Annotated in this window: 19 protein-coding genes; 8 read left to right on the forward strand and 11 right to left on the reverse strand. The window is 74.0% G+C overall.

Annotation, left to right across the window (positions count from 1 at the left end; all coding sequences use genetic code 11):
- The first annotated feature begins 211 nt into the window (after positions 1 to 211).
- Positions 212 to 1,609, forward strand: coding sequence for a glycosyltransferase family 39 protein (locus ACIQGQ_RS30665; protein WP_402401829.1), 1,398 nt, complete (start codon positions 212 to 214; stop codon positions 1,607 to 1,609).
- A 37-nt stretch (positions 1,610 to 1,646) separates the two neighbouring features.
- Here ACIQGQ_RS30665 and ACIQGQ_RS30670 read toward each other — a convergent pair whose 3' ends face one another.
- The 5 genes from ACIQGQ_RS30670 to ACIQGQ_RS30690 all read right to left on the reverse strand — a co-directional run bounded on the left by ACIQGQ_RS30670 (position 1,647) and on the right by ACIQGQ_RS30690 (position 5,214).
- Positions 1,647 to 3,347, reverse strand: coding sequence for a methylmalonyl-CoA mutase (locus tag ACIQGQ_RS30670; protein WP_402401832.1), 1,701 nt, complete (start codon positions 3,345 to 3,347; stop codon positions 1,647 to 1,649).
- A 104-nt stretch (positions 3,348 to 3,451) separates the two neighbouring features.
- Positions 3,452 to 3,784, reverse strand: coding sequence for a DUF3817 domain-containing protein (locus tag ACIQGQ_RS30675; RefSeq protein ID WP_402401835.1), 333 nt, complete (start codon positions 3,782 to 3,784; stop codon positions 3,452 to 3,454).
- Between the two features lie 108 nt (positions 3,785 to 3,892).
- Positions 3,893 to 4,402, reverse strand: a complete 510-nt coding sequence (locus ACIQGQ_RS30680; RefSeq protein WP_352277349.1) for a MarR family transcriptional regulator — start codon at positions 4,400 to 4,402, stop codon at positions 3,893 to 3,895.
- A gap of 171 nt (positions 4,403 to 4,573) precedes the next feature.
- A complete protein-coding gene (locus ACIQGQ_RS30685; RefSeq protein WP_402401838.1) occupies positions 4,574 to 4,867 on the reverse strand; it encodes an MTH1187 family thiamine-binding protein in 294 nt (97 codons plus the stop codon).
- Positions 4,864 to 5,214: a DUF3817 domain-containing protein gene (locus ACIQGQ_RS30690; RefSeq protein ID WP_366297391.1), complete on the reverse strand. Its 351-nt coding sequence runs from the start codon at positions 5,212 to 5,214 to the stop codon at positions 4,864 to 4,866. The genes ACIQGQ_RS30685 and ACIQGQ_RS30690 overlap by 4 nt, the downstream gene beginning before the upstream one ends.
- A 261-nt stretch (positions 5,215 to 5,475) precedes the next feature.
- Here ACIQGQ_RS30690 and ACIQGQ_RS30695 point away from each other — a divergent pair, with 261 nt between their 5' ends.
- From ACIQGQ_RS30695 to ACIQGQ_RS30710, 4 genes are all read left to right on the forward strand, one after another.
- Positions 5,476 to 6,108, forward strand: a complete 633-nt coding sequence (locus ACIQGQ_RS30695) for an AIM24 family protein (protein ID WP_366297427.1) — start codon at positions 5,476 to 5,478, stop codon at positions 6,106 to 6,108.
- Positions 6,108 to 6,758, forward strand: a complete 651-nt coding sequence (locus ACIQGQ_RS30700) for an AIM24 family protein (protein WP_402401842.1) — start codon at positions 6,108 to 6,110, stop codon at positions 6,756 to 6,758. The genes ACIQGQ_RS30695 and ACIQGQ_RS30700 overlap by 1 nt, the downstream gene beginning before the upstream one ends.
- Positions 6,755 to 7,519 (forward strand): AIM24 family protein, encoded by a 765-nt coding sequence (locus ACIQGQ_RS30705; protein ID WP_402401845.1) that lies wholly within the window; start codon positions 6,755 to 6,757, stop codon positions 7,517 to 7,519. The genes ACIQGQ_RS30700 and ACIQGQ_RS30705 overlap by 4 nt, the downstream gene beginning before the upstream one ends.
- A gap of 122 nt (positions 7,520 to 7,641) precedes the next feature.
- A complete protein-coding gene (locus tag ACIQGQ_RS30710; protein WP_402401848.1) occupies positions 7,642 to 8,118 on the forward strand; it encodes a MarR family winged helix-turn-helix transcriptional regulator in 477 nt (158 codons plus the stop codon).
- Positions 8,119 to 8,137: 19 nt separating this feature from the next.
- Here ACIQGQ_RS30710 and ACIQGQ_RS30715 read toward each other — a convergent pair whose 3' ends face one another.
- Both ACIQGQ_RS30715 and ACIQGQ_RS30720 read right to left on the reverse strand, forming a co-directional pair.
- Positions 8,138 to 9,589 (reverse strand): sensor histidine kinase, encoded by a 1,452-nt coding sequence (locus ACIQGQ_RS30715; RefSeq protein WP_402401850.1) that lies wholly within the window; start codon positions 9,587 to 9,589, stop codon positions 8,138 to 8,140.
- Positions 9,586 to 10,248 (reverse strand): response regulator transcription factor, encoded by a 663-nt coding sequence (locus tag ACIQGQ_RS30720; RefSeq protein ID WP_402401852.1) that lies wholly within the window; start codon positions 10,246 to 10,248, stop codon positions 9,586 to 9,588. Before ACIQGQ_RS30720 ends, ACIQGQ_RS30715 begins: the two co-directional genes overlap by 4 nt.
- Before the next feature lie 119 nt (positions 10,249 to 10,367).
- Between ACIQGQ_RS30720 and ACIQGQ_RS30725 the strand changes: the two genes are divergently transcribed.
- Positions 10,368 to 10,958: a PepSY domain-containing protein gene (locus ACIQGQ_RS30725; RefSeq protein ID WP_402401855.1), complete on the forward strand. Its 591-nt coding sequence runs from the start codon at positions 10,368 to 10,370 to the stop codon at positions 10,956 to 10,958.
- A 61-nt stretch (positions 10,959 to 11,019) separates the two neighbouring features.
- Here ACIQGQ_RS30725 and ACIQGQ_RS30730 read toward each other — a convergent pair whose 3' ends face one another.
- The 4 genes from ACIQGQ_RS30730 to ACIQGQ_RS30745 form a co-directional block, all read right to left on the reverse strand.
- Positions 11,020 to 13,308: a protein kinase gene (locus ACIQGQ_RS30730; protein WP_402401857.1), complete on the reverse strand. Its 2,289-nt coding sequence runs from the start codon at positions 13,306 to 13,308 to the stop codon at positions 11,020 to 11,022.
- Positions 13,309 to 13,328: 20 nt separating this feature from the next.
- Entirely contained in the window at positions 13,329 to 15,818 is a 2,490-nt protein-coding gene (locus ACIQGQ_RS30735; RefSeq protein ID WP_402401860.1) for a protein kinase, read from the reverse strand.
- Between the two features lie 129 nt (positions 15,819 to 15,947).
- On the reverse strand, positions 15,948 to 16,907 hold the full coding sequence (gene meaB / locus ACIQGQ_RS30740; protein ID WP_376684919.1) for a methylmalonyl Co-A mutase-associated GTPase MeaB: 960 nt from the start codon (positions 16,905 to 16,907) through the stop codon (positions 15,948 to 15,950).
- Between the two features lie 32 nt (positions 16,908 to 16,939).
- Positions 16,940 to 18,142 carry an acetyl-CoA C-acetyltransferase gene (locus ACIQGQ_RS30745; protein WP_402401864.1) on the reverse strand — a complete coding sequence of 401 codons (1,203 nt, stop codon included), beginning with the start codon at positions 18,140 to 18,142 and terminating at the stop codon, positions 16,940 to 16,942.
- Positions 18,143 to 18,275: 133 nt separating this feature from the next.
- On the opposite strand from ACIQGQ_RS30745, the gene mce reads away from it, so the two are divergent.
- Complete coding sequence (mce, locus tag ACIQGQ_RS30750) at positions 18,276 to 18,704, forward strand: methylmalonyl-CoA epimerase (RefSeq protein WP_402401866.1); 429 nt, start codon at positions 18,276 to 18,278, stop codon at positions 18,702 to 18,704.
- Positions 18,705 to 18,936: 232 nt separating this feature from the next.
- On the forward strand, positions 18,937 to 22,764 hold the full coding sequence (gene scy, locus ACIQGQ_RS30755; RefSeq protein ID WP_402401869.1) for a polarized growth protein Scy: 3,828 nt from the start codon (positions 18,937 to 18,939) through the stop codon (positions 22,762 to 22,764).
- Positions 22,765 to 22,902: the final 138 nt, after the last annotated feature.

Below are 22,902 nucleotides of genomic sequence, written 5' to 3' on the forward strand. Positions count from 1 at the left end.
CGATCACGTCCGCCCCCATGAGAGCCGCACCCCGTCCCCGCACCTCGTGTCCGGTGGGGTGGCCCCTGCCCGCCCGCCGCCCCGGAAGCCCGTCTTGATACCCACGCCCCGCGCCCCTCGCCCGTCCTCCCGCTCCACGGGAACCACGACACCGGCCGCCCGGTCCCCGGCGGGCGGACCGCTCCGCCGGGGACCCGTCTGGGCGGTACCGGTGCTGTGGACCGTCGCCCTCGGGCTGTGGGGGCTGTCGCGGCAGGACAGCGTGTGGCGGGACGAGGCCGCGACCTGGCAGGTCGCCCAGCGCTCCACGGCCGAGATCTGGCACATGCTGGGGAACATCGACGTCGTGCACGGCTGCTACTACCTGCTGATGCACGCGCTGTTCGAGTGGTTCGGCCCCGGCACCACCACACTGCGGCTGCCCTCGGTCCTGGCCATGGCGGTGGCGGCGGGCTGCGTGGCGGTCATCGGCCGCCGACTGGCCGGTCCGTGGGCGGGCCCGGCCGCAGGGATGGTCCTCGGGCTGCTCCCGGCCGTGCAGTTCCACCTCCAGGAGGGCCGGCCGTACGCGCTGGTCGCGGCCGGGGCCGGGATCTCCACCCTGCTGCTCGTGACGCTGCTCCAGGGCGACGGCCGTACCCCGCGCTGGGTGGCCTACGGCGCCGTCGTCGCGCTGTGCGGGCTTCTGAACTGGCTCTCGCTCATGATCCTCCCGGCGCATCTGGCGACCCTGGCCCGGAGCCGGGCCCCCCGTCCGGTGCTCGGGCGCTGGGCCGTCGCGGCCGGGTGCGCGACGGTCTGTGTGCTGCCGTTGATCCTCTTCAGCCGGACCCAGTCCTCACAGGTCTCCTGGATACCGCCGCTGACCTGGCACATGCTCATCGCTCCGGCGGTCGTGCTGGCGATCGGCGGGATCTGCGCGCTGCTGGAACGGCCCCGGGAGGGCCGGCTGTCGGTGGCGGCCGTCGCCCTGCCCCTGCTGGCGGTCCCGCAGCTCGGCCTCGTCGCCGTCTCGCTGGTCCGGCCGCTGTTCCTGGACCGGTACGTCCTCTTCAGTCTGCTGGGGCTGGCCCTGCTGATCGGCACGGCGGTCGCGGCGGCGGCCGGGGCGGTGCGGACCCGGCGCCCGGGGGCGGCGCGGGCGGTCCTGCCCGTGACGCTCGCGGTGGCGATGGTGGCCCTGCTCCCCCAGTCCCTGGCCAAGCGGTCCCCGTCGAGCCGGGTGGACGACGTCCTGGCGGTGTCCGCGGAGGTGCGCCGGCTGAAGAGGGCGGGGGACGCGGTGGTCTTCGTGCCCGCGTTCCGCCGGGACACCAGGGCGGTCTCCCCGGAGGCCTTCTCCGGTCTGCGGGACATCGCCCTGGAGCGGAGCCCGGAGGAGTCCGGGACGCTCGGGGGCGTGGAGAAGAAGCCGGACCGGATCCGTGCGGCGATGCTGGCCCGCTGCCGCGTGCTGCTCGTGACGGACACGCCCCGGGTGGCGCGTCCGCCGGCCACCGAGCGGGACCGGACGAAGAGCTCCGTGCTGCGCAGGCACTTCCGGGCCGTCGCCGACGCACAGGTCCGCGGCCGGCGGGTGACGGTGTACGAGAGGTGCCCGGCCGGCTGAACCGGCCGGGCACCCCGGGCCGCGGGCCCGGTACGGATCAGAAGCCGGGCGGCTCCGTGTAGGTGCCCCACTCGTCGCGCAGCACACCGCAGATCTCCCCGAGGGTGGCCTCGGCACGGACCGCGTCGAGCATCGGGGCGATCATGTTGGAGCCGTCCCGGGCGGCGGCCAGCATCGCGTCCAGGGCGGCCTTCACCCGGGCGTCGTCGCGGGCCTCCTTGCGGGCGGCGAGGGTCCGGACCTGCTCGCGCTCGACCTCGTGGCTGACCCGCAGGATCTCCAGGTCGCCGGTGACCGAGCCGTGGTGGACGTTGACGCCGACGACGCGCTTGTCGCCCTTCTCCAGCGCCTGCTGGTAGCGGAAGGCGGACTCGGCGATCTCGCCGGTGAACCAGCCGTCCTCGATGCCGCGCAGGATGCCGGAGGTGATCGGGCCGATGGGGTGCTGCCCGTCCGGGTGGGCCCGGGTGCCGCGCTCCTTGATCTGGTCGAAGATCTTCTCGGCGTCGGCCTCGATGCGGTCGGTGAGCTGCTCGACGTACCAGGAGCCGCCCAGCGGGTCGGCCACGTTGGCGACGCCGGTCTCCTCCATCAGCACCTGCTGGGTGCGCAGCGCGATCTCGGCGGCCTGCTCGGAGGGGAGGGCGAGGGTCTCGTCGAGGGCGTTGGTGTGCAGCGAGTTGGTGCCGCCGAGGACGGCGGAGAGGGCTTCCACGGCCGTGCGCACGACGTTGTTGTACGGCTGCTGGGCGGTGAGCGAGACCCCGGCGGTCTGGGTGTGGAAGCGGAGCCACTGGGCCTTGTCGGTCTTCGCCCCGTAGGTCTCCTTCATCCAGCGGGCCCAGATCCGGCGGGCGGCGCGGAACTTGGCGATCTCCTCGAAGAAGTCGAGGTGCGCGTCGAAGAAGAAGGAGAGGCCGGGCGCGAAGGTGTCGACGTCGAGCCCGCGGGAGAGGCCGAGCTCCACGTAGCCGAAGCCGTCGGCGAGGGTGTACGCGAGCTCCTGCGCGGCCGTCGCCCCGGCCTCGCGGATGTGGTAGCCGGAGACCGAGAGCGGCTTGTACGCGGGGATGCCCCGGGCGCAGTGCTCCATCAGGTCGCCGATGAGGCGCAGATGCGGCTCGGGCTGGAAGAGCCACTCCTTCTGCGCGATGTACTCCTTGAAGATGTCGGTCTGGAGCGTGCCGTTGAGCACCGCCGGGTCGACGCCCTGGCGCTCGGCCGCGACCAGGTACATGCAGAAGGCCGGGACGGCCGGTCCGCTGATCGTCATCGACGTGGTGACGTCGCCGAGCGGGATGTCCTTGAAGAGGACCTCCATGTCGGCGGCGGAGTCGATGGCCACGCCGCAGTGGCCGACCTCCCCGAGCGAGCGGGGGTCGTCGGAGTCGCGCCCCATCAGCGTCGGCATGTCGAAGGCGACGCTGAGGCCGCCGCCGCCCGCGGCGAGGATCATCTTGTACCGCTCGTTGGTCTGCTCGGCGTTGCCGAAGCCGGCGAACTGGCGGATGGTCCAGGTACGGCCCCGGTAGCCGGTGGCGTGGAGCCCTCGCGTGAAGGGGTACTCACCGGGCCAGCCGATCCGCTCGAAGCCCTCGTACGCGTCCCCGGGGCGGGGGCCGTAGACGGGCTCGACCGGATCGCCGGAGAGCGTGGTGAAGTCCGCGTCACGCTTGCGGGCCTTGTCGTAACGGGCCTGCCAGCGGAGGCGGCCTTCCTCGATCGCGTCAGCGTCCATACGATCGAATTTACTAGGACGTCCTACTAAATGTCGATGGGAAACCGCCCGGCGCTTCGCGCGGGGCGGTTTCGGGTGGCCCGGCCGGCTCTGGAGCCCGGCTCTCAGGCCTTGGCGGTCACCGGGGCGGCGTCGGCGATCAGCGGCTCGACCTCGCGGACGACCTTGCGCTCGACGAAGAACGCGGCCGTCGGGATCGTGCCGGAGATCAGCACCCAGAGCAGCTTGCCCATCGGCCACTTCGCCTTGGAGCCGAGGTCGAAGGCGAAGATCAGGTAGATGATGTAGAGGACACCGTGGATCTGGGAGACGACGAGCGTCAGGCTCTCACCGGTGTCGAAGCCGTACTTGAAGACCATGCAGGTGCAGAGCACCAGCAACATGACGGCGGTGACGTAGGCCATCACCCGGTACCGGGTCAGCACACTGCGTTTCATGGCATCGAGCCTAACCGGACACCCGGGGCGATCTTGCGGCGGGCCGGTCCCTCGAAGCGCCGTTCTACGCCCCGTGTCCCCCCGGCTACGCCCGCCCCTCCCCGGGGGCTACGACTCCTCGAAATCGTGCGCCGCCACCCGCAGCGGGCGCAGCAGCGCGAAGATCTCCGCGCACTCCTCGGCGTCGTACACCCCGAGCCCGAACTCCATGGCGACCAGGTCCTCGGTCGCCGCCTCGACGACCTCGCGGCCCTTGTCGGTGATGGAGGCGAGGGTGCCGCGGCCGTCGTTGGGGTTGGGGCGCTTGTCGACCAGGCCGGAGCGGACCAGCCGGTCCACGGTGTTGGTGACGGAGGTGGGGTGCACCATCAGCCGCTCGCCGATCTTGGACATCGGCAGTTCGCCGGCCTTGGAGAAGGCGAGCAGCACCAGCGCCTCGTAGCGGGCGAAGGTCAGCCCGTACGGCTTGACGACCGCGTCGACCTCGGCGAGCAGGATCTGCTGGGCGCGCATGATCGAGGTGATCGCCCCCATCGAGGGGACGGGACCCCAGCGCTGCCGCCAGATCTCGTCGGCGCGGGCGATGGGGTCGAAGGGGAGGCTGAGCGGCTTCGGCACGGCATCGACCTTACCCACTGGTCATATGCTGGTCAGCTTCGTCTCGAACTTCGGTCCGAATATTGCGGGATCACCCGGGCCGCACCGGAACGGCAACGCCGCAAAAGCGGACGAGCCCCGCCGAAGGGGGCTCGTCCGGGGGTTCGGGCGCGGAATGCCGGTGCGCGGACGTCAGTTCGCGAGGTGGCGCTCGACCGTCTCGACCTTCGAGGTCAGACCGTCGGTGACACCGGGACGGATGTCGGCCTTCAGCACCAGCGAGACGCGCCCGGCACGGGCCTCGACGGCGGCGACGGCGCGCTTGACGACGTCCATGACCTCGTCCCACTCCCCCTCGACCGAGGTGAACATCGCGTCCGTGCGGTTGGGCAGACCGGACTCCCGGACGACCCGGACGGCGTCGGCGACGTACTCGCCGACGTCCTCGCCCACACCCAGCGGGCTGACCGAGAAGGCGACGATCATGCGCCGACCACACCCTCGCGGCGGGCGCGGGCCGCGATGACGCCGTCGGCCTCGTACCGCTTGAGTACCTTGTCGCCGTAGAGCCCGCCGAACGGCAGGACCGCGAGCAGGAAGAAGAACGCGATGCGCTTCAGCGGCCACTTGGTCTTCGACCAGACGTCGATCAGCAGGACGGCGTAGATCACGAAGAGCACACCGTGCAGCATGCCGAGCGGCATCATCAGGTAGTCGATGTCCGAGATCCGGCTGAGGACCGAGCCGAAGAGGATCAGGGCCGGGAAGGAGAGCGCCTCGGGAACCGAGATGAGGCGCAGCCGGTGCAGGGCGGTAGCGGTCTTGACGTCCACGGGGGCACCTTCGGTGGGAGAACGGTGACGGCTGGCGAAAGCAGGCTTGTGAATCAGGGCACAAGCTCGCCCCATTGTGGCATCGGTACGACGGCCGGCCGCCCCCGGGGCGGTGTGTACCGGCTCACGTGCCGTCGGACCGTACGTCCCGATTGCGTACGGATCCCGTACCGGGTGCGTATCAGGGGCGGTTCGCGGCGGATGTCACGGGGACGGGCCCTGTTCCGGCCGGGGGCCTGCCGTTAACGTCGGCCCGTGGCAATGTTCCGACTCCAAGGCAGCAGGACGCTCGCCGTCGACCTGGCCGGCGACTCCGTCAAGGCGAAGAACGGCTCGATGGTCGCCTACGACGGCCGGATGACCTTCAAGAAGATGACCGGCGGCGGCGACGGGCTGCGCGGCATGGTGACGCGCAGGCTGACCGGCGAGCAGATGACCGTGATGCAGGTGACCGGCCAGGGCACCTGCTACTTCGCGGACCGGGCGAGCGAGATCAACCTGGTCGCGCTCCACGGCGACAAGCTGTTCGTCGAGGCCAGCAATCTGCTGTGCACCGACGCCGGGCTGCGCACCGGTACCTCCTTCACCGGGCTGCGCGGCGGGGCGAGCGGCAACGGACTGTTCACCACCACCGTCGAGGGCACCGGGCAGGTGGCGATCATGTCGGACGGCGCGGCGGTGGCGCTGCGGGTCTCGGCGCAGTACCCGCTCTTCGTCGACCCCGGCGCGTACATCGCCCACCAGGGCCGGCTCCAGCAGCACCTCCAGGCCGGGGTGAACTTCCGGACGCTGATCGGCGAGGGCTCCGGGGAGGCGTTCCAGATGCGGTTCGAGGGCGAGGGCGTCGTCTACGTCCAGCCCAGCGAGCGGAACACGGTCGGGGGCGACGTCTGATGCCGTTCCGCGAGATCAACTCGAAGATGGTCGAGGCGACGGTGGTGCCCGGCCAGCGGCTGTTCAGCCAGCGGGGCGCGATGCTCGCGTACCGGGGCGAGGTGTCGTTCACCCCCAGCGTCCAGGGCGGCCAGGGCGGCGTGATGTCGATGATCGGCCGGCGGGTGGCGGGCGAGGCGACCCCGCTGATGACGGTCGAGGGCAGCGGCACGGTGATGTTCGGCCACGGCGGCCACCACATCCAGGTGATCAACCTGTCCGGCGACACCCTGTACGTGGAGGCCGACCGGCTGCTCGCCTTCGACGGGACGCTCCAGCAGGGGACGATGTTCATGGGGTCGCAGGGCGGCGTGATGGGCATGGTGCGCGGCCAGGTGACCGGCCAGGGCCTGTTCACCACCACCCTGTCGGGGCACGGCGCGGTCGCGGTGATGGCGCACGGCGGGGTGATCGAGCTGCCGATCACGCCCGGCCGCGAGGTCCACGTGGACCCGCAGGCGTACGTCGCGCACCACGGCGAGGTACGGAACAAGCTGTCGACCGCGCTCGGCTGGCGCGAGATGGTGGGGCGCGGCTCCGGCGAGGCGTTCCAGCTGGAACTGAGCGGGAGCGGCACGGTGTACGTCCAGGCCTCGGAGGAGAAGCTGTGAGCACGCCCGTGGTCCTCGACCCGATGACGCTGCCGTCCGACGACAACGTCAACGCGTACACCTTCTGCGTGGAGCTCAAGGGGAGCCAGTGGTTCCTGCAGAAGGGCAAGATGATCGCCTACTACGGGCGGATCGGGTTCGACGGCGTCGGCCACGGCCGCTTCGAGCGGCTGCTGCGTTCGAGCTTCCACTCGCCGCTGCACGCGAGCGACTGGGTGGTGGCCGAGGGCAGCGGCAAGATGCTCCTGGCCGACCGCGCCTTCGACGTGAACTCCTACGACCTGGACGAGGGGAACCTGACCATCCGGTCCGGCAACCTGCTCGCCTTCGAGCCGTCGCTGGCGCTGAAGCAGTCGATCGTGCCGGGCTTCCTGACCCTGATCGGCACGGGGAAGTTCGTGGCCGCCTCGAACGGTCCGGTGGTCTTCATGGAGCCGCCGCTGCGGGTGGACCCGCAGGCCCTGGTGGGCTGGGCGGACTGCCCCTCGCCGTGCCACCACTACGACCACGGGTATCTGACCGGGGTGCTGGGCGGGCTGCGCCAGCTGACGGGAATCGGGGGCACCTCGGGCGAGGAGCACCAGTTCGAGTTCGTCGGCGCGGGCACGGTGCTGCTCCAGTCGACGGAGCAGCTGATCGCCGAGCAGCCGACGGGCACGGTGCCGGATCAGGCCGGGGTGCCGGGGCATGGGGGTCAACCTGGCGCCAACCCCCGAATGCCCGGTCAGCTCGGGGACCTCCAGCGTCGTTTCCGACTGTGAACGGTACTCTGCGGAGTGTGACGCCGCGCGTCCGAGCCCCGCGTCCGGATCCGTTCCCGGGCGGTGCCGACCGTCACACTCCCACTTCGTCCAGCTTTCAACTTCTTAGGTAGAATCCATATATGGAGACCGAGACGGCCACTCGCTGGCTGAACGACGCGGAGCAGTGCGCCTGGCGCACCCATCTGGACGTCAGCAGACTGCTGATGCACCAGTTGGAGAAGGACCTCCAGCCCTTCGGCCTGACCAACAACGACTACGAGATCCTGGTCAACCTCTCGGAGTCGGACGACCAGCGCCTGCGGATGAGCGATCTCGCCGCCGCGACGCTCCAGTCCAAGAGCAGGCTCTCGCACCAGATCACCCGCATGGAGAACGCCGGGCTGGTCCGCCGGGAGAACTGCGAGTCCGACCGGCGCGGACTGTACGCGGTCCTCACCGAGGAGGGCGCCGAGACCATGCGCCGGGTGGCGCCGCACCACGTCGCCTCGGTGCGCAAGCACTTCATGGACCTGCTGACGCCCGAGGCGCTGGAGAACCTGCACGCGGCGCTGGCCCCGGTCGCCGATCACCTGAGGGGACGGCGCGGCCGGATCTGACGCCCGGCGGGCGGCGGCCTCAGCCGGCTCCGGGCAGCCGGAGCTCGAAGCAGGCGCCGCCCTCCCGCGCCTCGCCGACCGTCAGGGTGCCGCCGTGCCGGACGGCGACGTCCCGGGCGATGGCCAGGCCCAGCCCCGCACCGCCGTCGTCCCGGCTGCGGGCGTCGTCGAGCCGTACGAACCGCTCGAAGATCCGTTCCCGCTGCTCGGGCGGGACCCCGGCGCCGTCGTCGTCGACGCGGACGACCACCCCGCCCCGGTCCGCCGCCCGCACCCCGACCACCACCGCGCCGCGCGCGTGACGCTCCGCGTTGTCCAGCAGATTGCCGAGCACCCGCGCCAACTGCCCGCGCGAACCGGTCACTTCGAACCGCTCCCCCTCGGGCACCGACACCGTCACCGCGATCCGGTCCCCGGCCCGCCGGGCCACCTCCTCGCGCACCAGCCGCCCCAGGTCCACCCGCGTACCGCCGGGCCGCTCCCCCGCGTCCAGCCGGGCCAGCAGCAGCAGATCGGCGGCGAGCGTCTGGAGCCGTACGGTGTCGGCGACCGCGCCCGGCAGGTCCAGCAGCTCCGGATGGGCGGCGGCCACTTCCAGCTGGGTGCGCAGCGAGGCGATCGGGCTGCGCAGTTCGTGCGAGGCGTCGGCGACGAACCGCCGCTGCCGCTCCACCGAGGACTCCAGGGCCGCCAGGGTCTCGTTGGTGGTGCGGGCCAGCCGGGCGATCTCGTCGCGCGAGTCCGGCTCGGGCACCCGCCTGCCCAGGTCCTCGGAGGCGGTGATCGCGGCCATCTCCCGCCGGATGCCCTCGACCGGGCGCAGCGCCCGCCGGGTCACCAGCCAGGTCACCCCGGCGACGACCAGCAGCAGGACCGGCAGCCCGGTCAGCATCGAGTCGCGCACGGTGCCCACGGCCTGCTGCTCGGCGGCGAGCGGGGCGCCCGCGTGGACGGTCAGGGTCTCGCCGGCGGGGGTGGTGGCCCGGACGGAGGCGAAGCGGTAGTCGGCGCGCTCGCCGTCGACGGTGGCGGTGCCGTTGGAGAAGTCCGCGTCGTCGGGGTCGGTCTCGCCCCGGCCGGGGGCGGCGGAGTCGTCGTCTCCGTCGCCGTCGTCGGAGTCGTCGGAGGAGTCGGAGGAACCGCCGGCGGTGGCGGACGGGCGGACCGGGACGACCCGGTCGGTGCCGGTGCCGCTGATCGCCTGGAGGTCCTTGGAGACGGCGACCACCCGGCCCTCGTCGTCGGTGACCTGGACCGGGTGGTCCTCCTCGTCGCGCGTCTCCAGGCCGTCGTACGGCACGCCGAGGGCCAGCTGCCCGGCCACCTCCCGGGCCACCACCTCGGCCTGGAGCCCGGCCTGGCCGGTGAGGTGGGCGCGCAGCACGAGCAGCACCGCGATCCCGGCGCCGACCAGGGCCAGCGCCACCACGGCGGTGGCGCCGAGCGCGGCCCTGGCCCGTACCGACCTCACCGCGCCTCCAGCCGGTACCCGGCGCCGCGCACCGTGCGGATGGTCTCCGCGCCGAGCTTGCGGCGCAGGGTGCTCACGTAGACCTCGACGATGTTCGGGTCCCCGTCGTAGGCGAAGTCCCAGACGTGCTCCAGGATGTCGGCCTTGCTCACCACCTCGCCGGGGCGCAGCGCGAGCTGTTCCAGCACGGCGAACTCCTTGGCGGTGAGGGTGATCTCGGCACCGTCCAGGTGGACCCGGCGGGCGGCGGTGTCCATCCGCAGGGCGCCGACGGTGAGCACCGGGGAGCCGGAGCCGCCCCCGCGGCGCCGCAGCAGCGCCCTGATCCTGGCCAGCAGCACGACGTACGAGAAGGGCTTGGTCAGGTAGTCGTCGGCGCCGGTGTCCAGCCCCTCGGCCTCGTCGTACTCCCCGTCCTTCGCGGTCAGCATCAGGATCGGGGTGTCGTCCCCGGCGGCACGCAGGGCGGCGCATACCCGGTAGCCGTTCATCCCGGGCAGCATGATGTCGAGGACCAGCAGGTCGTAGCCGCCCCCGGCGGCCCGGTGCAGTCCTTCGAGGCCGTCGTGGACCACGTCCACGGCGAAGCCCTCGGCGGTGAGCCCCGCGGCCAGGGCCGTCGCGAGCCGCTTCTCGTCCTCCACGATCAACAGGCGCATGCCCCACAGGTTCGCAAACCGGAGCTGAAGACGGCTTCAGGTGGCTTCAGGCTGTGTTCAGCATCGGCCCGGCAGGGTGGTTCCCGTCGCAACCGGCGCACCCGATCGGGAGGAAACCCATGAAGCGCAAGATCGTCATCGCCGCCGTCACGGCCGCCGTGCTGGCGGGCGGCGGAGCCGCCACCGCGGTCGCCTTCGCCGACGACGACGGCCACGACCGCGAGGTCACCAGCAGCGTGGCCGGCGACGGCACCGCCCGGGTGGACGTGAAGGAGGCGGTGGCGGCGGCCCTGAAGGCGGTCCCGGGCACGGCCACCGAGGCGGAGCTGGACGACGAGGACGGCGGGCTCGTCTGGGAGGTCGACGTGGACGGCTCCGACAAGGTCCGGCACGACGTGACGGTGGACGCGGGCAACGGCAAGGTGCTCGACCGGCACACCGACAAGGACGAGGACGACGACCACGGCGGGCAGGCGTCCGGCCGGGCCCGGGTCTCCCTGGACGCGGCCGTCGACGCCGCGCTGGAGGCCCGCCCGGGGACGGTGACCTCGGTGGACCTGGACCACGACCGGGACGGCCGGGCGCAGCAGTGGGAGGTCGAGGTCACGGCCAAGGACGGCAAGGAGCACGAGCTGACGGTCGACGCAGCCACCGGCAAGGTGACGGCCGACCGGGTGGACGACGACCACGACGGCCACGACGACGACTGAGTGCGGCCCGGGGCGGGCCCGGCCGGCCGGTGGGCCGGCCGTGGTCCGTCCCGGGGCCGTCTCAGGGCGCGTTGCCGGAGAGGACCGTGCCGTCGGCGAAGCCCAGGAACAGCACGTCGCCCTGGGCGATCACCGAGACCGTGGCCGGGTCGACCCGGTCGCCCGGTGGCGCGGGCCAGCCCGTGTACTGCTTGGAGCCCCGGCTCTCCGCGTTCCCGGTGGCGGGCGCCGCCAGGTCGAGGGCCTCGGCCCCCTGTCCGCCGAGGACGACGACCCGGTCGCCGGCCAGGGCCGGGGCGCCCGCGGTCTCCAGCCCCTCGCCCAGGTCCTCCGTCGACCAGACCGGGCCGCCGTCGGAGAGCCGGAGGGCGCGCACCCGCTTCGTGTCGCCGATCACGACCGTGCCGTCCCGGGACACGGCGGGCCGGTAGGCGATGTCCACGCCGGGGGCGTAGGACCGACGGCTGTCCGGGTGGGTGACATCGACGACGGTCAGCCCGTCCGGGCCGGAGCAGAGGAGGTCCTTGCCCGTCAGGACGGGGGTCCGGCAGGTGACGGCACCCGGGGCGACCGTGGCCAGCGGGGCGCCGTCGGCGCTCTTCAGGACGGTGATCCCGGCGCCGGCAGCGACGAGCCTGCCGTCGGCGAGGGCGAGTTCCGCCGTGCTGGACCGGTCGTTCCACGGCTTGTCCCAGACGGTCCGGTGGCCGCCGGTGAGGCGGTGGGCGAGGAGGCGGGGGACGCCCGTGCCGGTGGACCGGACCGCGTAGTACAGCACCCCGTCCGACAGGACGGAGGCGGTGGCCCGGGTGCCGGAGGGCAGCGGCTCGCGCCACTTCTCGGCGCCGTCGGCGAGGCCGCGCGCCACCAGGGCGCCGCCCTCGAAGGCGTAGACGGTGGTGCCGAGAACGCCGCCCACCGCGGCCGGGCCGCCGGCCGGGGCGGTCCGCCAGCGCCGCCCGCCGGTCGCCGCGTCGAGCGCGGTCACCCGCTGCGGGCCGCCGCAGACCAGCGTGGCCCCCGCCTGTACGCAGGCCACCGGGCCGTCCCCGATCCGGGTCCTCCAGGCCCGCCACCCCGCCGGTTTCCCGGCGATGTCCGCACCGGCCGCGCCGAAGTCCCCGGTGTGCCCAGGGTCGGCGCCGGGGACGACGACGGGCCCGGTCGCCGTCCGTACCGCCCCCGGGGCGGAGGCGGAGGCGCTCGGCCCGGCCGCCGCGTCCCCGCCGTCGTCGGCGAAGAGCCCCGGCAGCAGCACCGCTCCCAGTGCCCCGCACACCACCACGGCCGCGGCCGCGGCCGCCCAGGCGATCCGCGCTCCCCGCCGCCGCCCCGGCTCGTCCCGTACCGTCACCGGGTCCGGCACCGGGGTCGGCGCGAGGGCGGGGCCGAAGCCCGGAGCAGCGGCCGGGGCCGGAGGTGCGGCGGCGGCCGGGGCCGCCGTCCGGGCCGCGTCGCGCGCCCCCGCCGCATGGGCGTCGAGCTGGTTCCGTACCGCCTCCGGCCAGGGGAACCGCCCGTCCGGCACGCCCCCCGGCAGCAGCAGCTCGGCCAGTTCCCCGGGGGCGGGCCGGGCCGCGGGGTCGGCGCGCAGGCACTCCTCGACCACCGCGCGCAGCCGGGGCGGCACCCCGGAGAGTTCGGCCTCGCCCTGGGCGATCCGGAAGATCACGGCGGCCATGTCGGGGTCGTCGAACGGCCCGCGCCCGGTCGCCGCGAAGGCCAGCACCGCGCCCAGGCAGAAGACGTCCGAGGCGGGGACGAGCGCCCGGGAGCCGTTGACGTGCTCCGGCGAGATGTAGCCGGGACTGCCCACGACCACGCCGGTCCGGGTCAGCCGGGTGGCGTCGAAGGCCTGGGCGATCCCGAAGTCGATCACCTTCGGCCCGGCGGTACCGAGCAGGACGTTGCCCGGTTTCAGGTCGCGGTGGAGTACCCGGACCGCGTGCATGTCGGCCAGGGCGCGGGCCAGCCCCGCGCCCACCGCGCGGACCACCGACTCGGGCAGCGGGCCGCCCCGGACCACCGCCTCCGCGAGGGAGGGGCCGGGGACGTACTCGGTCGCCAGCCAGGGCAGCCGCCCGTTCGCGTCACCGCCGACCAGCGCCGCGGTGTGCGGGGAGCGCACCGCGCCCGCCGCCGTGATCTCCCGCCGGAACCGGGCCCGGAAGCCGTCGTCGAGATCGAGGTCGGCCCGGACGGTCTTCAGCGCGACCAGGCCCCCGTACGGGTCCGGGGCACCGGCCGGGCGGGCCAGGTACACCTCGCCCATGCCTCCGGCGCCCAGCAGCCCGAGGAGCTGGTAGGGGCCGATCAGCCGGGCCCTGCCGGGCGGAAGCGGCTCGATCACTCGTGGTTCCCCTCACGCCTTCACCGGGGCAGCGGCACGGAGAGCGTGGTGCCGTCGCCGTACACGATCTGGACGACGCCGCCGACCGGCAGCACCTGCGGGTTGTTCGGTTCCTTGTCGAGCTGGACGCCGTCGGCCTTGTCGTACGTGGGGGCCGGGACCGGTCCGGGGGCGCCCGCGAGGCGGGTGCGGACCAGGTCGCCGAGGGTCCCGTCGGAGCTGACCGGGACGGTGTACAGCGTCGTGCTGTCCGCCCAGACGACCGTGCCGGCGACGATCAGCGGGTCGGAGACCGCGTTGCTCCGGCCCCCGTCCGCCTTCAGGGCGAGCGGGAAGCGGTGCAGGACCCGGCCGTCGTCGCGGCCGACGACGACGATCTCGTCGGGCGCGGCCGGTACATACGGGTTGCCCCGGCGCAGGACCGCCACCCGGTCGTCGAGCGCGGTGACGGTGGTCTCCAGGGCGAGCCCGGAGGCCAGCGGGATCCGGCCCTCCTCCTTCAGCGTGGCCGCGTCCAGCCGCACCACGACGGTGTCGGTGCCGAGGCCGGAGCCGTCCGAGCCGGGGCGCGCGACGGAGCAGTAGGCGGACCGGCCGCGCAGACCCAGCTCCCCGCAGGACGTGCCGTCGCCGCCCGCCGTGCCCAGCTCCGTGCCGTCCTCGGCACGGAACGCCTTCGGCCCCGCCGTGCTGATCGCGTAGACCACCGTGCCGTCGGTGGCGACCGGCCAGAGGTTGCCCTGCCCGCCCTTGGCGACCACCTGCGGGGCCAGCGGCTCGTGCCACTTCCGCTCGCCGGTCCGCAGGTCGTACGCGGCGAGCTCGGCACCCTCGGCCGACCAGGTGGTGGCGGCCAGGACCAGGCCGTCGACGACCATCGGGGCGCTGGCCAGGTTGTGCGCGCCGCCGCCGCGGACCTCCCAGCGGACCTTCCCGGTCCGGGCGTCCAGCGCCTGGAGCCGTTCGCCCGCGGCGAGCAGCACGGTGTCGTCGTACACGGTGGGGAGGGTGGAGTGGGCGGGCATGAAGAACTGCCCGGTCGGCCCGTAGCCCGCCACCTTCGAGGTCTCCCCCGTGTCCAGCGTCCACATCCGGTGCCCGTCCGCCGCCGACAGGGCCTCGTACGTGCCGTCCGCCTTCCGGCAGACCAGTACGGAGCGCCCGGCGGAGCAGCCGATCGGCGCGCCGGTGAACTTCCCCCGCCACGGCTTCGTCCAGCCGTCGGGGCGGGTGCCGCGGCCGTAGGGGACGGTGCCCGAGGCGTCCGGGCCGCCCGTCACGCCGATGCCCGCGACGATCCGGCCGTGCCCGGCCGGGGCCCTGTCGGGGCCCGCCGCTTCGGTGGCGCCCCGGCCGCCCCGCCAGACCAGGTACCCCCCGCCGGCCGCGCCCGCCACGAGCAGCGCGGCCAGCGCGAGGGCGAGGCGGCGGGCGCGGCGCGGCTCCGGGGGGCGGGTGGTGCCGGCGGCGGGTCCGGGGCCCTGGGTCGGGGCGCCGTGCACATCGGGGGTGCCGGGCGGGTACGGGGCCGGGGCGGCGGCCCCGGCGGTGGGGAGCCGGTGGAACGAGGGGCGGCTGTCGGGGGTCGCCTCGGTCGGGGTGTAGCCGGGGAGCAGGGGGCCGGGCAGGGCGATGACCCGGGCCAGTTCGCGCCCGTACTCGGCGATGTGGCCCGCCACCCCGGCCGGCCACGCCCCGGCCGCGCCGGGGTCGAGCAGCCCGGCGAGCGCGGCGGCGTCCGGGCGGGCGGCCGGGTCGGCGGTCAGGCAGCGCTCCAGCACGGCGCGGAGCGCGTCCGGCACCCCGTCGAGATCGGCCTCGACGTACTTGACCCGGTAGAGCACGGCGGCGACCGGCCCGTCCCCGAAGGGGTCCCGTCCGGTGACGGCGAAGCAGAGCACCGAGGCGAGGCAGAACACGTCCGAGGCGGGCACCACGCGCCCGCTGCCCGCCACGTGCTCCGGGGACATGAAGGACGGGCTGCCGACCATGCGGCTGGTGGTGGTGAGCGGGGCGGCCCCGGCGTCGCGGGCGATCCCGAAGTCGATGAGGCGCGGCCCGTCCGCCGCGAGCATCACGTTGCCGGGCTTCACGTCGCGGTGGACGATCCCGGCCGTGTGGACGGCGGCCAGGGCGCGGGCCAGGGCGGCGCCGAGCATCCGCACCCCGGCCTCGTCCATCGCCCCGGCCCGGCGGACGGCGGCGGAGAGGGTCGGCCCGGCGACGTAGCCGGCGGCGAGCCAGGGCACCTCGGCGTCGGCGTCGCCGTCGAGCAGCGGGGCGAGGTGCGGGCCGGTGACGGAGCGGGCGACGGCGATCTCGCGGCGGAAGCGGGTGCGGAAACCGGGGTCCTTGGCCACGTCGCGGCGGACGGTCTTGACCGCGGCCGGTTCGCCGCCGCCGTCCCGGGTGCCGAGGAAGACCTCGCCCATGCCGCCCGCGCCGAGTCTGGCCCGTACCGTGTACGGGCCGATCCGTCTCGGCGAGTCCTCCCGCAACGGCCCCAGCATGCGCCTCTCCCCCCGTCGTGCGCGGGGACCGGCGGGCACCGCGCGGGTGCCGGTCCGGTCCGGCGGTCATCCTGCCACGGACACGTCAGACCCGCGTACCGCCGTGAACCGCCGGACAGCGCCCCGGGATCAGGACCCTGCGGTGAGCCCCGCCACCAGTTCGTCGGCGGCCGCGTACGGGTCGAGGCCGCCGGCCACGATGCGTTCGGCGAGCGCGCCGAGATGGCGGTCGCCGTGCAGGTCGCCGATGCGTTCGCGGAGCCGGGTGACGGCGATGGTCTCGACCTCGCGGGCGGCGCGGGCCCGGCGCCGCTCGGCGAGCACGCCGTGCTCCTCCATCCAGGCCCGGTGCTTCTCCAGCGCCTCGACGACCTCGTCGATGCCCTGGCCGCGGGCGGCGACCGTCTTGACGATGGGCGGCCGCCAGTCGCCGGGGCCGCGCGCCTCGCCGAGGCCCAGCATGTGGTTGAGCTCGCGGGCGGTGGCGTCCGCGCCGTCCCGGTCGGCCTTGTTGACCACGTACACGTCGCCGATCTCCAGGATTCCGGCCTTCGCCGCCTGGATGCCGTCGCCCATGCCGGGCGCCAGGAGGACGACGGAGGTGTCGGCCTGGGAGGCGATCTCCACCTCGGACTGGCCGACCCCGACCGTCTCGACCAGGATCACCTCGCACCCGGCCGCGTCCAGCACCCGGATCGCCTGCGGCGCCGACCAGGCGAGCCCGCCGAGATGGCCGCGGGTGGCCATGGAGCGGATGTAGACGCCCGGGTCGGAGGCGTGCTCCGACATCCGGACCCGGTCGCCGAGCAGCGCCCCGCCGGAGAACGGCGAGGAGGGGTCGACGGCGAGGACGCCGACCCGCTTCCCGGCCCGGCGGTACGCCGAGACCAGCGCCGACGTCGACGTCGACTTGCCGACCCCCGGCGAGCCGGTCAGCCCGACCACGTAGGCGTTGCCGGTCAGCGGCGCCAGCGCCGCCATCACCTCGCGCAGCTGTGGGGACGCCCCCTCCACCAGGGAGATCAGCCGGGCCACGGCCCGCGGCCGGCCCGCGCGCGCCTGCTCCACCAGGGTGGGGACGTCCACCATCACCGCTCCGTTCGCTCGTTGCGTGCTACGTGCTACTTGCCCGGGACGCGGACGATCAGCGCGTCGCCCTGACCGCCGCCGCCGCACAGCGCCGCCGCGCCGACCCCGCCGCCGCGCCGCTTCAGCTCCAGCGCCAGGTGCAGGACGACCCGGGCACCGGACATGCCGATCGGGTGGCCGAGCGCGATGGCGCCGCCGTTGACGTTGACCTTCTCCGGGGTGACGCCGAGGTCCTTCATGGACTGGACGGCGACCGCCGCGAAGGCCTCGTTGATCTCGATCAGGTCCAGGTCCCCGACGCCCAGGCCCTCCTTCTTCAGGGCGTGCAGGATCGCGTTGGACGGCTGCGACTGGAGCGAGTTGTCCGGACCGGCCACATTGCCGTGGGCGCCGATCTCGGCGATCCAGTCCAGGCCCAGCTCCTCGGCCTTGGCCCTGCTCATGACGACGACCGCGGCGGCGCCGTCGGAGATCTGCGAGGAGGTGCCGGCGGTGATCGTGCCGTCCTTGGCGAAGGCCGGGCGCAGCCGGCCCAGGGACTCCACGGTGGTCTCCGGCCGGATGCCCTCGTCCTTGGCGAAGAGGACCGGGTCGCCCTTGCGCTGCGGGATCTCGACCGGGGTGATCTCGGCCTCGAAGACACCGTTCTTCTGGGCGGCGGCGGCCCGCTGGTGGGAGAGCGCGGCGATCTCGTCCTGGTCGGCGCGGGTCAGCCCGAGGCGGGTGTTGTGCTTCTCGGTGGACTCGCCCATCGCGATGTTCTCGAAGGCGTCGGTCAGCCCGTCGTACGCCATCGCGTCGAGCATCTCGATCGCGCCGTACTTGTGGCCCTCGCGGGACTTCGGGAGCAGGTGCGGGGCGTTGGTCATGGACTCCTGCCCGCCCGCGACGACCACGTCGAACTCACCCGCGCGGATGAGCTGGTCGGCCAGGGCGATGGCGTCGAGCCCGGAGAGGCAGACCTTGTTCACGGTGAGGGCGGGGACGCTCATCGGGATGCCGGCCTTGACCGCGGCCTGGCGGGCCGGGATCTGGCCCGCGCCCGCCTGGAGCACCTGGCCCATGATCACGTACTCGACCTGGTCGCCGCCGATGCCGGCCCGGTCCAGCGCCGCCTTGATGGCGATACCGCCGAGGTCGGCGCCGGAGAAGCTCTTCAGCGAGCCGAGGAGGCGGCCCATGGGCGTACGCGCGCCCGCGACGATCACAGAGGTGGTGTCGGTCGTTCCAGACATGAGGAGCGCCCCTTGGGTGAGAAGTGAACGAGGGTTTACCCGAATGTACTGAGCGGTCCCCCGCCCGTCATCCGGCAGCGGGTGTGACGGCGCGCACGTTGCGTAACCATCGCCGCGGCGCTGCACTGGTTCCATGCTGACGCGCATCGATCACATCGGAATCGCCTGTTTCGACCTGGACCGGACCGTCGAGTTCTACCGCTCGACGTACGGCTTCGAGGTCTTCCACTCCGAGGTCAACGAGGAGCAGGGCGTACGGGAAGCCATGCTCAAGATCAACGATACGTCCGACGGGGGCGCCTCCTACCTCCAGCTCCTGGAGCCGACCAGGGAGGACTCGGCCGTGGGCAAGTGGCTGGCGAAGAACGGCGAGGGCGTCCACCACATCGCCTTCGGGACCGCGGACGTCGACGGGGACGCCGAGGCGGTCCGGGGCAAGGGCGTCCGGGTCCTGTACGACGAGCCCCGGACCGGCTCGATGGGCTCCAGGATCACCTTCCTGCACCCCAAGGACTGCCACGGGGTCCTCACCGAACTGGTCACGTCCGCAGCGGAGCACTGACCTCCGGATACCTGGCCCGGTAGAGTGGGCGGTTCCGGGCCGGGGCCGGATCGGGGCCGCGCCGCGTCCTCGTCGTTTGTCTGTCACCATTCCCCGGGGGACCGCTCGCCGGCGAGCGGTGCTCATTGCGACCAGGGTTGGGGTCTTCCCTGCTCAATGGGTCATCCCCTGCTCGAACGAAGGTGAGAGCTCGGGAAGAAGTTGAGAGCTCGGGGAAGGATGGGACCGCGCAGTGCGGGGCTACGAACGCCAGGAGAGCCACCGAGCTGAAGACGACCATCTCTCGCGGTTCGAGGCCGAGATGGACCGGCTGAAGACCGACCGGGAGAAGGCCGTCCAGCACGCCGAGGACCTCGGTTACCAGGTCGAGGTCTTGCGCGCCAAGCTGCACGAGGCTCGGCGCAATCTCGCGAGCCGTCCCGCGTACGACGGCGCGGACCTCGGCTACCAGGCCGAGCAGATGCTCCGCAACGCGCAGGTCCAGGCGGACCAGCTGCGGACCGACGCGGAGCGGGAGCTGCGCGAGGCCCGGGCGCAGACGCAGCGGATCCTCCAGGAGCACGCCGAGCACCAGGCACGGCTCCAGGCCGAGCTGCACAACGAGGCCGTGCAGCGGCGCCAGCAGCTCGACCAGGAGCTGGCCGAGCGCCGTCAGACCGTCGAGTCGCACGTCAACGAGAACGTCGCCTGGGCCGAGCAGCTGCGGGCCCGTACGGAGTCCCAGGCCCGCCGGCTGATGGAGGAGTCCCGGGCGGAGGCCGAGCAGTCCGTGGCGTCGGCCCGCGCCGAGGCGGCCCGGCTCGCGGAGGAGACCCGGCAGCGGGTCGGCTCCGAGGCGCAGGCCGCCCGCGCCGAGGCCGAGACGATCCTGCTGCGCGCCCGCAAGGAGGCCGAGCGGCTCCTCGACACCGCCTCCACCCAGGCCCGCGAGGCCACCAGCCACGCGGAGCAGCTGCGTACGTCGACGACGGCGGAGACCGAGCAGACCCGACAGCGGACCGCCGAGCTGGGCCGGGCGGCCGAGCAGCGCATGCAGGAGGCCGAGACCCGGCTGCGCGAGGCCCGGCTGGCGGCCGAGAAGGTCACCGCCGAGGCGAAGGAGGCCGCCGTCAAGCGGCTGGCCGCCGCCGAGTCGGAGAACGACCAGCGCACGCGTACCGCCCGGTCGGAGATCGCCCGGCTGGTCGGCGAGGCCACCAAGGAGGCCGAGGCCCTGAAGGCGGAGGCCGAGCAGGCGCTCGCCGACGCCCGGGGCGAGGCGGACCGGCTGAAGTCCGAGGCCGCCGAGAAGGCCCGTACCGCCGCCGCCGAGGATGCCGCGGCCCAGCTCGCCAAGGCAGCCCGGAGCGCCGAGGAGGTGCTGACCAAGGCGTCCGAGGACGCGCGGGCCACCACCCGCGCGGCCGGCGAGGAGGCCGAGCGGATCCGCCGCGAGGCCGAGGCCGAGGCGGACCGGCTGCGCGGCGAGGCCGCCGAGCAGGCCGACCAGCTCAAGGGCGCGGCCAAGGACGACACCAAGGAGTACCGGGCCAAGACGGTCGAGCTCCAGGAGGAGGCGCGGCGGCTGCGCGGTGAGGCCGAGCAGCTGCGCTCCGAGGCGGTCGCCGAGGGCGAGCGGATCCGCGGCGAGGCGCGCCGCGAGGCCCTCCAGCAGATCGAGGAGGGCGCGAAGACCGCCGAGGAGCTGCTGGCCAAGGCGAAGGCGGACGCGGAGGAGCTGCGCTCGACGGCGGGCACCGAGGGCGAGCGGGTCCGCGCCGAGGCGGCCGAGCGTGCCGGGGCACTGCGCAAGCAGGCCGAGGAGGCCCTGGAGCGGGCCCGTACCGAGGCCGAGGAGGTGCGCAAGGAGGCCGAGGAGCTGGCCGCCTCGACCACCGCCGCGGCCGAGGCGGCGGCGGCCGGGCTGCGCGAGGAGACCGAGCGCGCGGTCGCGGCCCGGCAGTCGGAGGCGGCCGAGGAGCTGACCCGGCTGCACACCGAGGCGGAGACCAAGGTCGCCACCGCCGAGCAGACGCTCACCGACGCCCGTACCGAGGCCGAGGGGCTGCGGCGGGAGACCGGCGAGGAGACCGAGCGGCTGCGCACGGAGGCCGCCGAGCGTGCCCGCGCGCTGCGCGAGCAGGCCGAGGCGGAGGCCGAGCGGCTGCGCGACGAGGCGGCTTCGGACGCCTCGCAGGCGCGGGCGGAGGGCGAGGCCGTCGCCGTACGGCTGCGTTCGGAGGCCGCGACGGAGGCCGAGCGGCTCAAGTCCGAGGCCCAGGAGGCGGCGGACCGGCTGCGCGCCGAGGCCGCGGCCGCGGCGGAGCGGGTGGGCACGGAGGCCGCCGAGGCGCTGGCCGCCGCGCAGGAGGAGGCGAACCGGCGCCGCCGGGAGGCCACGGAGACCCTGGACGCGGCGCGCGCCGAGGCGAACCAGGAGCGCGAGCGCGCCCGCGAGCAGAGCGAGGAGCTGCTGGCCTCCGCCCGCAAGCGGGTCGAGGAGGCGCAGGCCGAGGCGCAGCGCCTGGTCGAGGAGGCGGACGCCCGCGCGACCGAGCTGGTCTCGACGGCGGAGCAGACCGCCCAGCAGGTACGGGATTCGGTCAGCGGGCTCCAGGAGCAGGCCGAGGCGGAGATCGCCGGGCTGCGCTCGGCCGCCGAGCACGCCGCGGAGCGGACGAAGTCCGAGGCGCAGGAGGAGGCGGACCGGGTCCGCGCCGACGCGCACGCCGAGCGGGACCGCGCCGGTGAGGACGCGGCCCGGGTCCGCGAGGAGGCGCGGGAGCAGTCCGACGCCGCGAGGGCCACGGCCGAGCGGACCGTCGCCGACGCGGTCACCGAGTCGGAGCGGCTGCGGGCGGACACCGCCGAGTACAGCCAGCGGATGCGTACGGAGGCGTCCGACGCGCTGGCCTCGGCCGAGCAGGACGCCTCGCGGAGCCGTGCCGAGGCCCGCGAGGACGCCAACCGGATGCGTTCCGACGCCGCGACCCAGGCCGACCGGCTGGTCGGCGAGGCGACCGGCGAGGCCACCCGGCTCGTCGAGGAGGCCACCCAGCAGGCGGCCGGTCTGGTCGAGGAGGCCACCCAGCAGGCGGCCCGGCTGTCCGGCGAAGCGGCGGACGAGGCGGAGCGGCTGCGGGCGGAGGCGGCGGCCACCGTCGGCACGGCCCAGGAGCACGCGGCCCGCACCCGCGAGGAGGCCGAGCGGGTCCGTACCGACGCGGAGGCGGCGGCCGAGCAGCTGCGCACCGGGGCCCGCGAGGAGGCCGACCGGCTGCTCGACGAGGCGCGGGAGGCCGCGGCGAAGCGCCGGGCCGACGCAGCCGAGCAGGCCGACCAGCTCATCGAGAAGGCCCGCGAGGAGGCGCTGCGCGTCGCCACCGAGGCCGAGGAGCAGTCCGACACGATGGTCGGCGCGGCCCGCAAGGAGGCCGCGCGGATCGCGTCGGAGGCGACCGTCGAGGGCAACTCCCTGGTGGAGCGGGCCCGTACGGACGCGGACGAGCTGCTGGTCGGCGCGCGGCGGGACGCCACGGCGATCCGCGAGCGGGCCGAGGAGCTGCGGGCCCGCCTGGAGGGCGAGATCGAGGAGCTGCACGACCGGGCCCGGCGGGAGACCGCCGAGCAGATGAAGACGGCGGGCGAGCGCGTCGACAACCTGATGAAGGCGGCGACGGAGCAGCGCGACGAGGCGGCGGCCAAGGCCAAGGAGCTGCTGGCGGACGCCAATTCGGAGGCGAGCAAGGTCCGGATCGCCGCGGTGAAGCGGGCCGAGTCGCTGCTGAAGGAGGCCGAGCAGAAGAAGGCCACGCTGGTCCGCGAGGCCGAGAAGCTGCACGCCGACGCCGAGGTCGAGGCGAAGCGGATCGTCGACGAGGGCCGGCGCGAGCTGGATCTGCTGGTGCGCCGCCGCGAGGACATCAACACCGAGATCTCCCGTGTCCAGGACGTGCTGGAGGCGCTGGAGTCCTTCGAGACCCCGGCCAGCGGCGGCAAGGGCGCGGGCGGTTCCTCCGGCGGCGTCAAGGCCGGAGCCGGTTCCTCCACTCGATCGAGTGGAAAGTCGTCGGAGAGCTGAGGGATGTTCAGCTGCCCCCGGCAGGACCGTTCCGCCCTCCGGGTGGCAAGGGATGCCGGGGTCGGCCACTCAAAAGAGGTGTCATTCTCCAGATCAAAAAGGCATCCACTCGATGACACGCCGTTTCGGCCCCTAGGA

It is taken from the genome of Streptomyces sp. NPDC092952, from assembly GCF_044754785.1.
Classification (GTDB): Bacteria; Actinomycetota; Actinomycetes; order Streptomycetales; family Streptomycetaceae; genus Streptomyces.

What these genes read in the sequence shown, in the direction of transcription:
- ACIQGQ_RS30720 (WP_402401852.1), bottom strand. Translation starts at nt 10,248, where the DNA reads ATGCGCCTGTTGATCGTGGAGGACGAGAAGCGGCTCGCGACGGCCCTG.
- ACIQGQ_RS30725 (WP_402401855.1), top strand. Translation starts at nt 10,368, where the DNA reads ATGAAGCGCAAGATCGTCATCGCCGCCGTCACGGCCGCCGTGCTGGCG.
- ACIQGQ_RS30745 (WP_402401864.1), bottom strand. Translation starts at nt 18,142, where the DNA reads ATGTCTGGAACGACCGACACCACCTCTGTGATCGTCGCGGGCGCGCGT.
- ACIQGQ_RS30735 (WP_402401860.1), bottom strand. Translation starts at nt 15,818, where the DNA reads ATGCTGGGGCCGTTGCGGGAGGACTCGCCGAGACGGATCGGCCCGTAC.
- ACIQGQ_RS30695 (WP_366297427.1), top strand. Translation starts at nt 5,476, where the DNA reads ATGTTCCGACTCCAAGGCAGCAGGACGCTCGCCGTCGACCTGGCCGGC.
- ACIQGQ_RS30700 (WP_402401842.1), top strand. Translation starts at nt 6,108, where the DNA reads ATGCCGTTCCGCGAGATCAACTCGAAGATGGTCGAGGCGACGGTGGTG.
- ACIQGQ_RS30685 (WP_402401838.1), bottom strand. Translation starts at nt 4,867, where the DNA reads ATGATCGTCGCCTTCTCGGTCAGCCCGCTGGGTGTGGGCGAGGACGTC.
- ACIQGQ_RS30675 (WP_402401835.1), bottom strand. Translation starts at nt 3,784, where the DNA reads ATGAAACGCAGTGTGCTGACCCGGTACCGGGTGATGGCCTACGTCACC.
- ACIQGQ_RS30710 (WP_402401848.1), top strand. Translation starts at nt 7,642, where the DNA reads ATGGAGACCGAGACGGCCACTCGCTGGCTGAACGACGCGGAGCAGTGC.
- mce (WP_402401866.1), top strand. Translation starts at nt 18,276, where the DNA reads ATGCTGACGCGCATCGATCACATCGGAATCGCCTGTTTCGACCTGGAC.
- meaB (WP_376684919.1), bottom strand. Translation starts at nt 16,907, where the DNA reads ATGGTGGACGTCCCCACCCTGGTGGAGCAGGCGCGCGCGGGCCGGCCG.
- ACIQGQ_RS30670 (WP_402401832.1), bottom strand. Translation starts at nt 3,347, where the DNA reads ATGGACGCTGACGCGATCGAGGAAGGCCGCCTCCGCTGGCAGGCCCGT.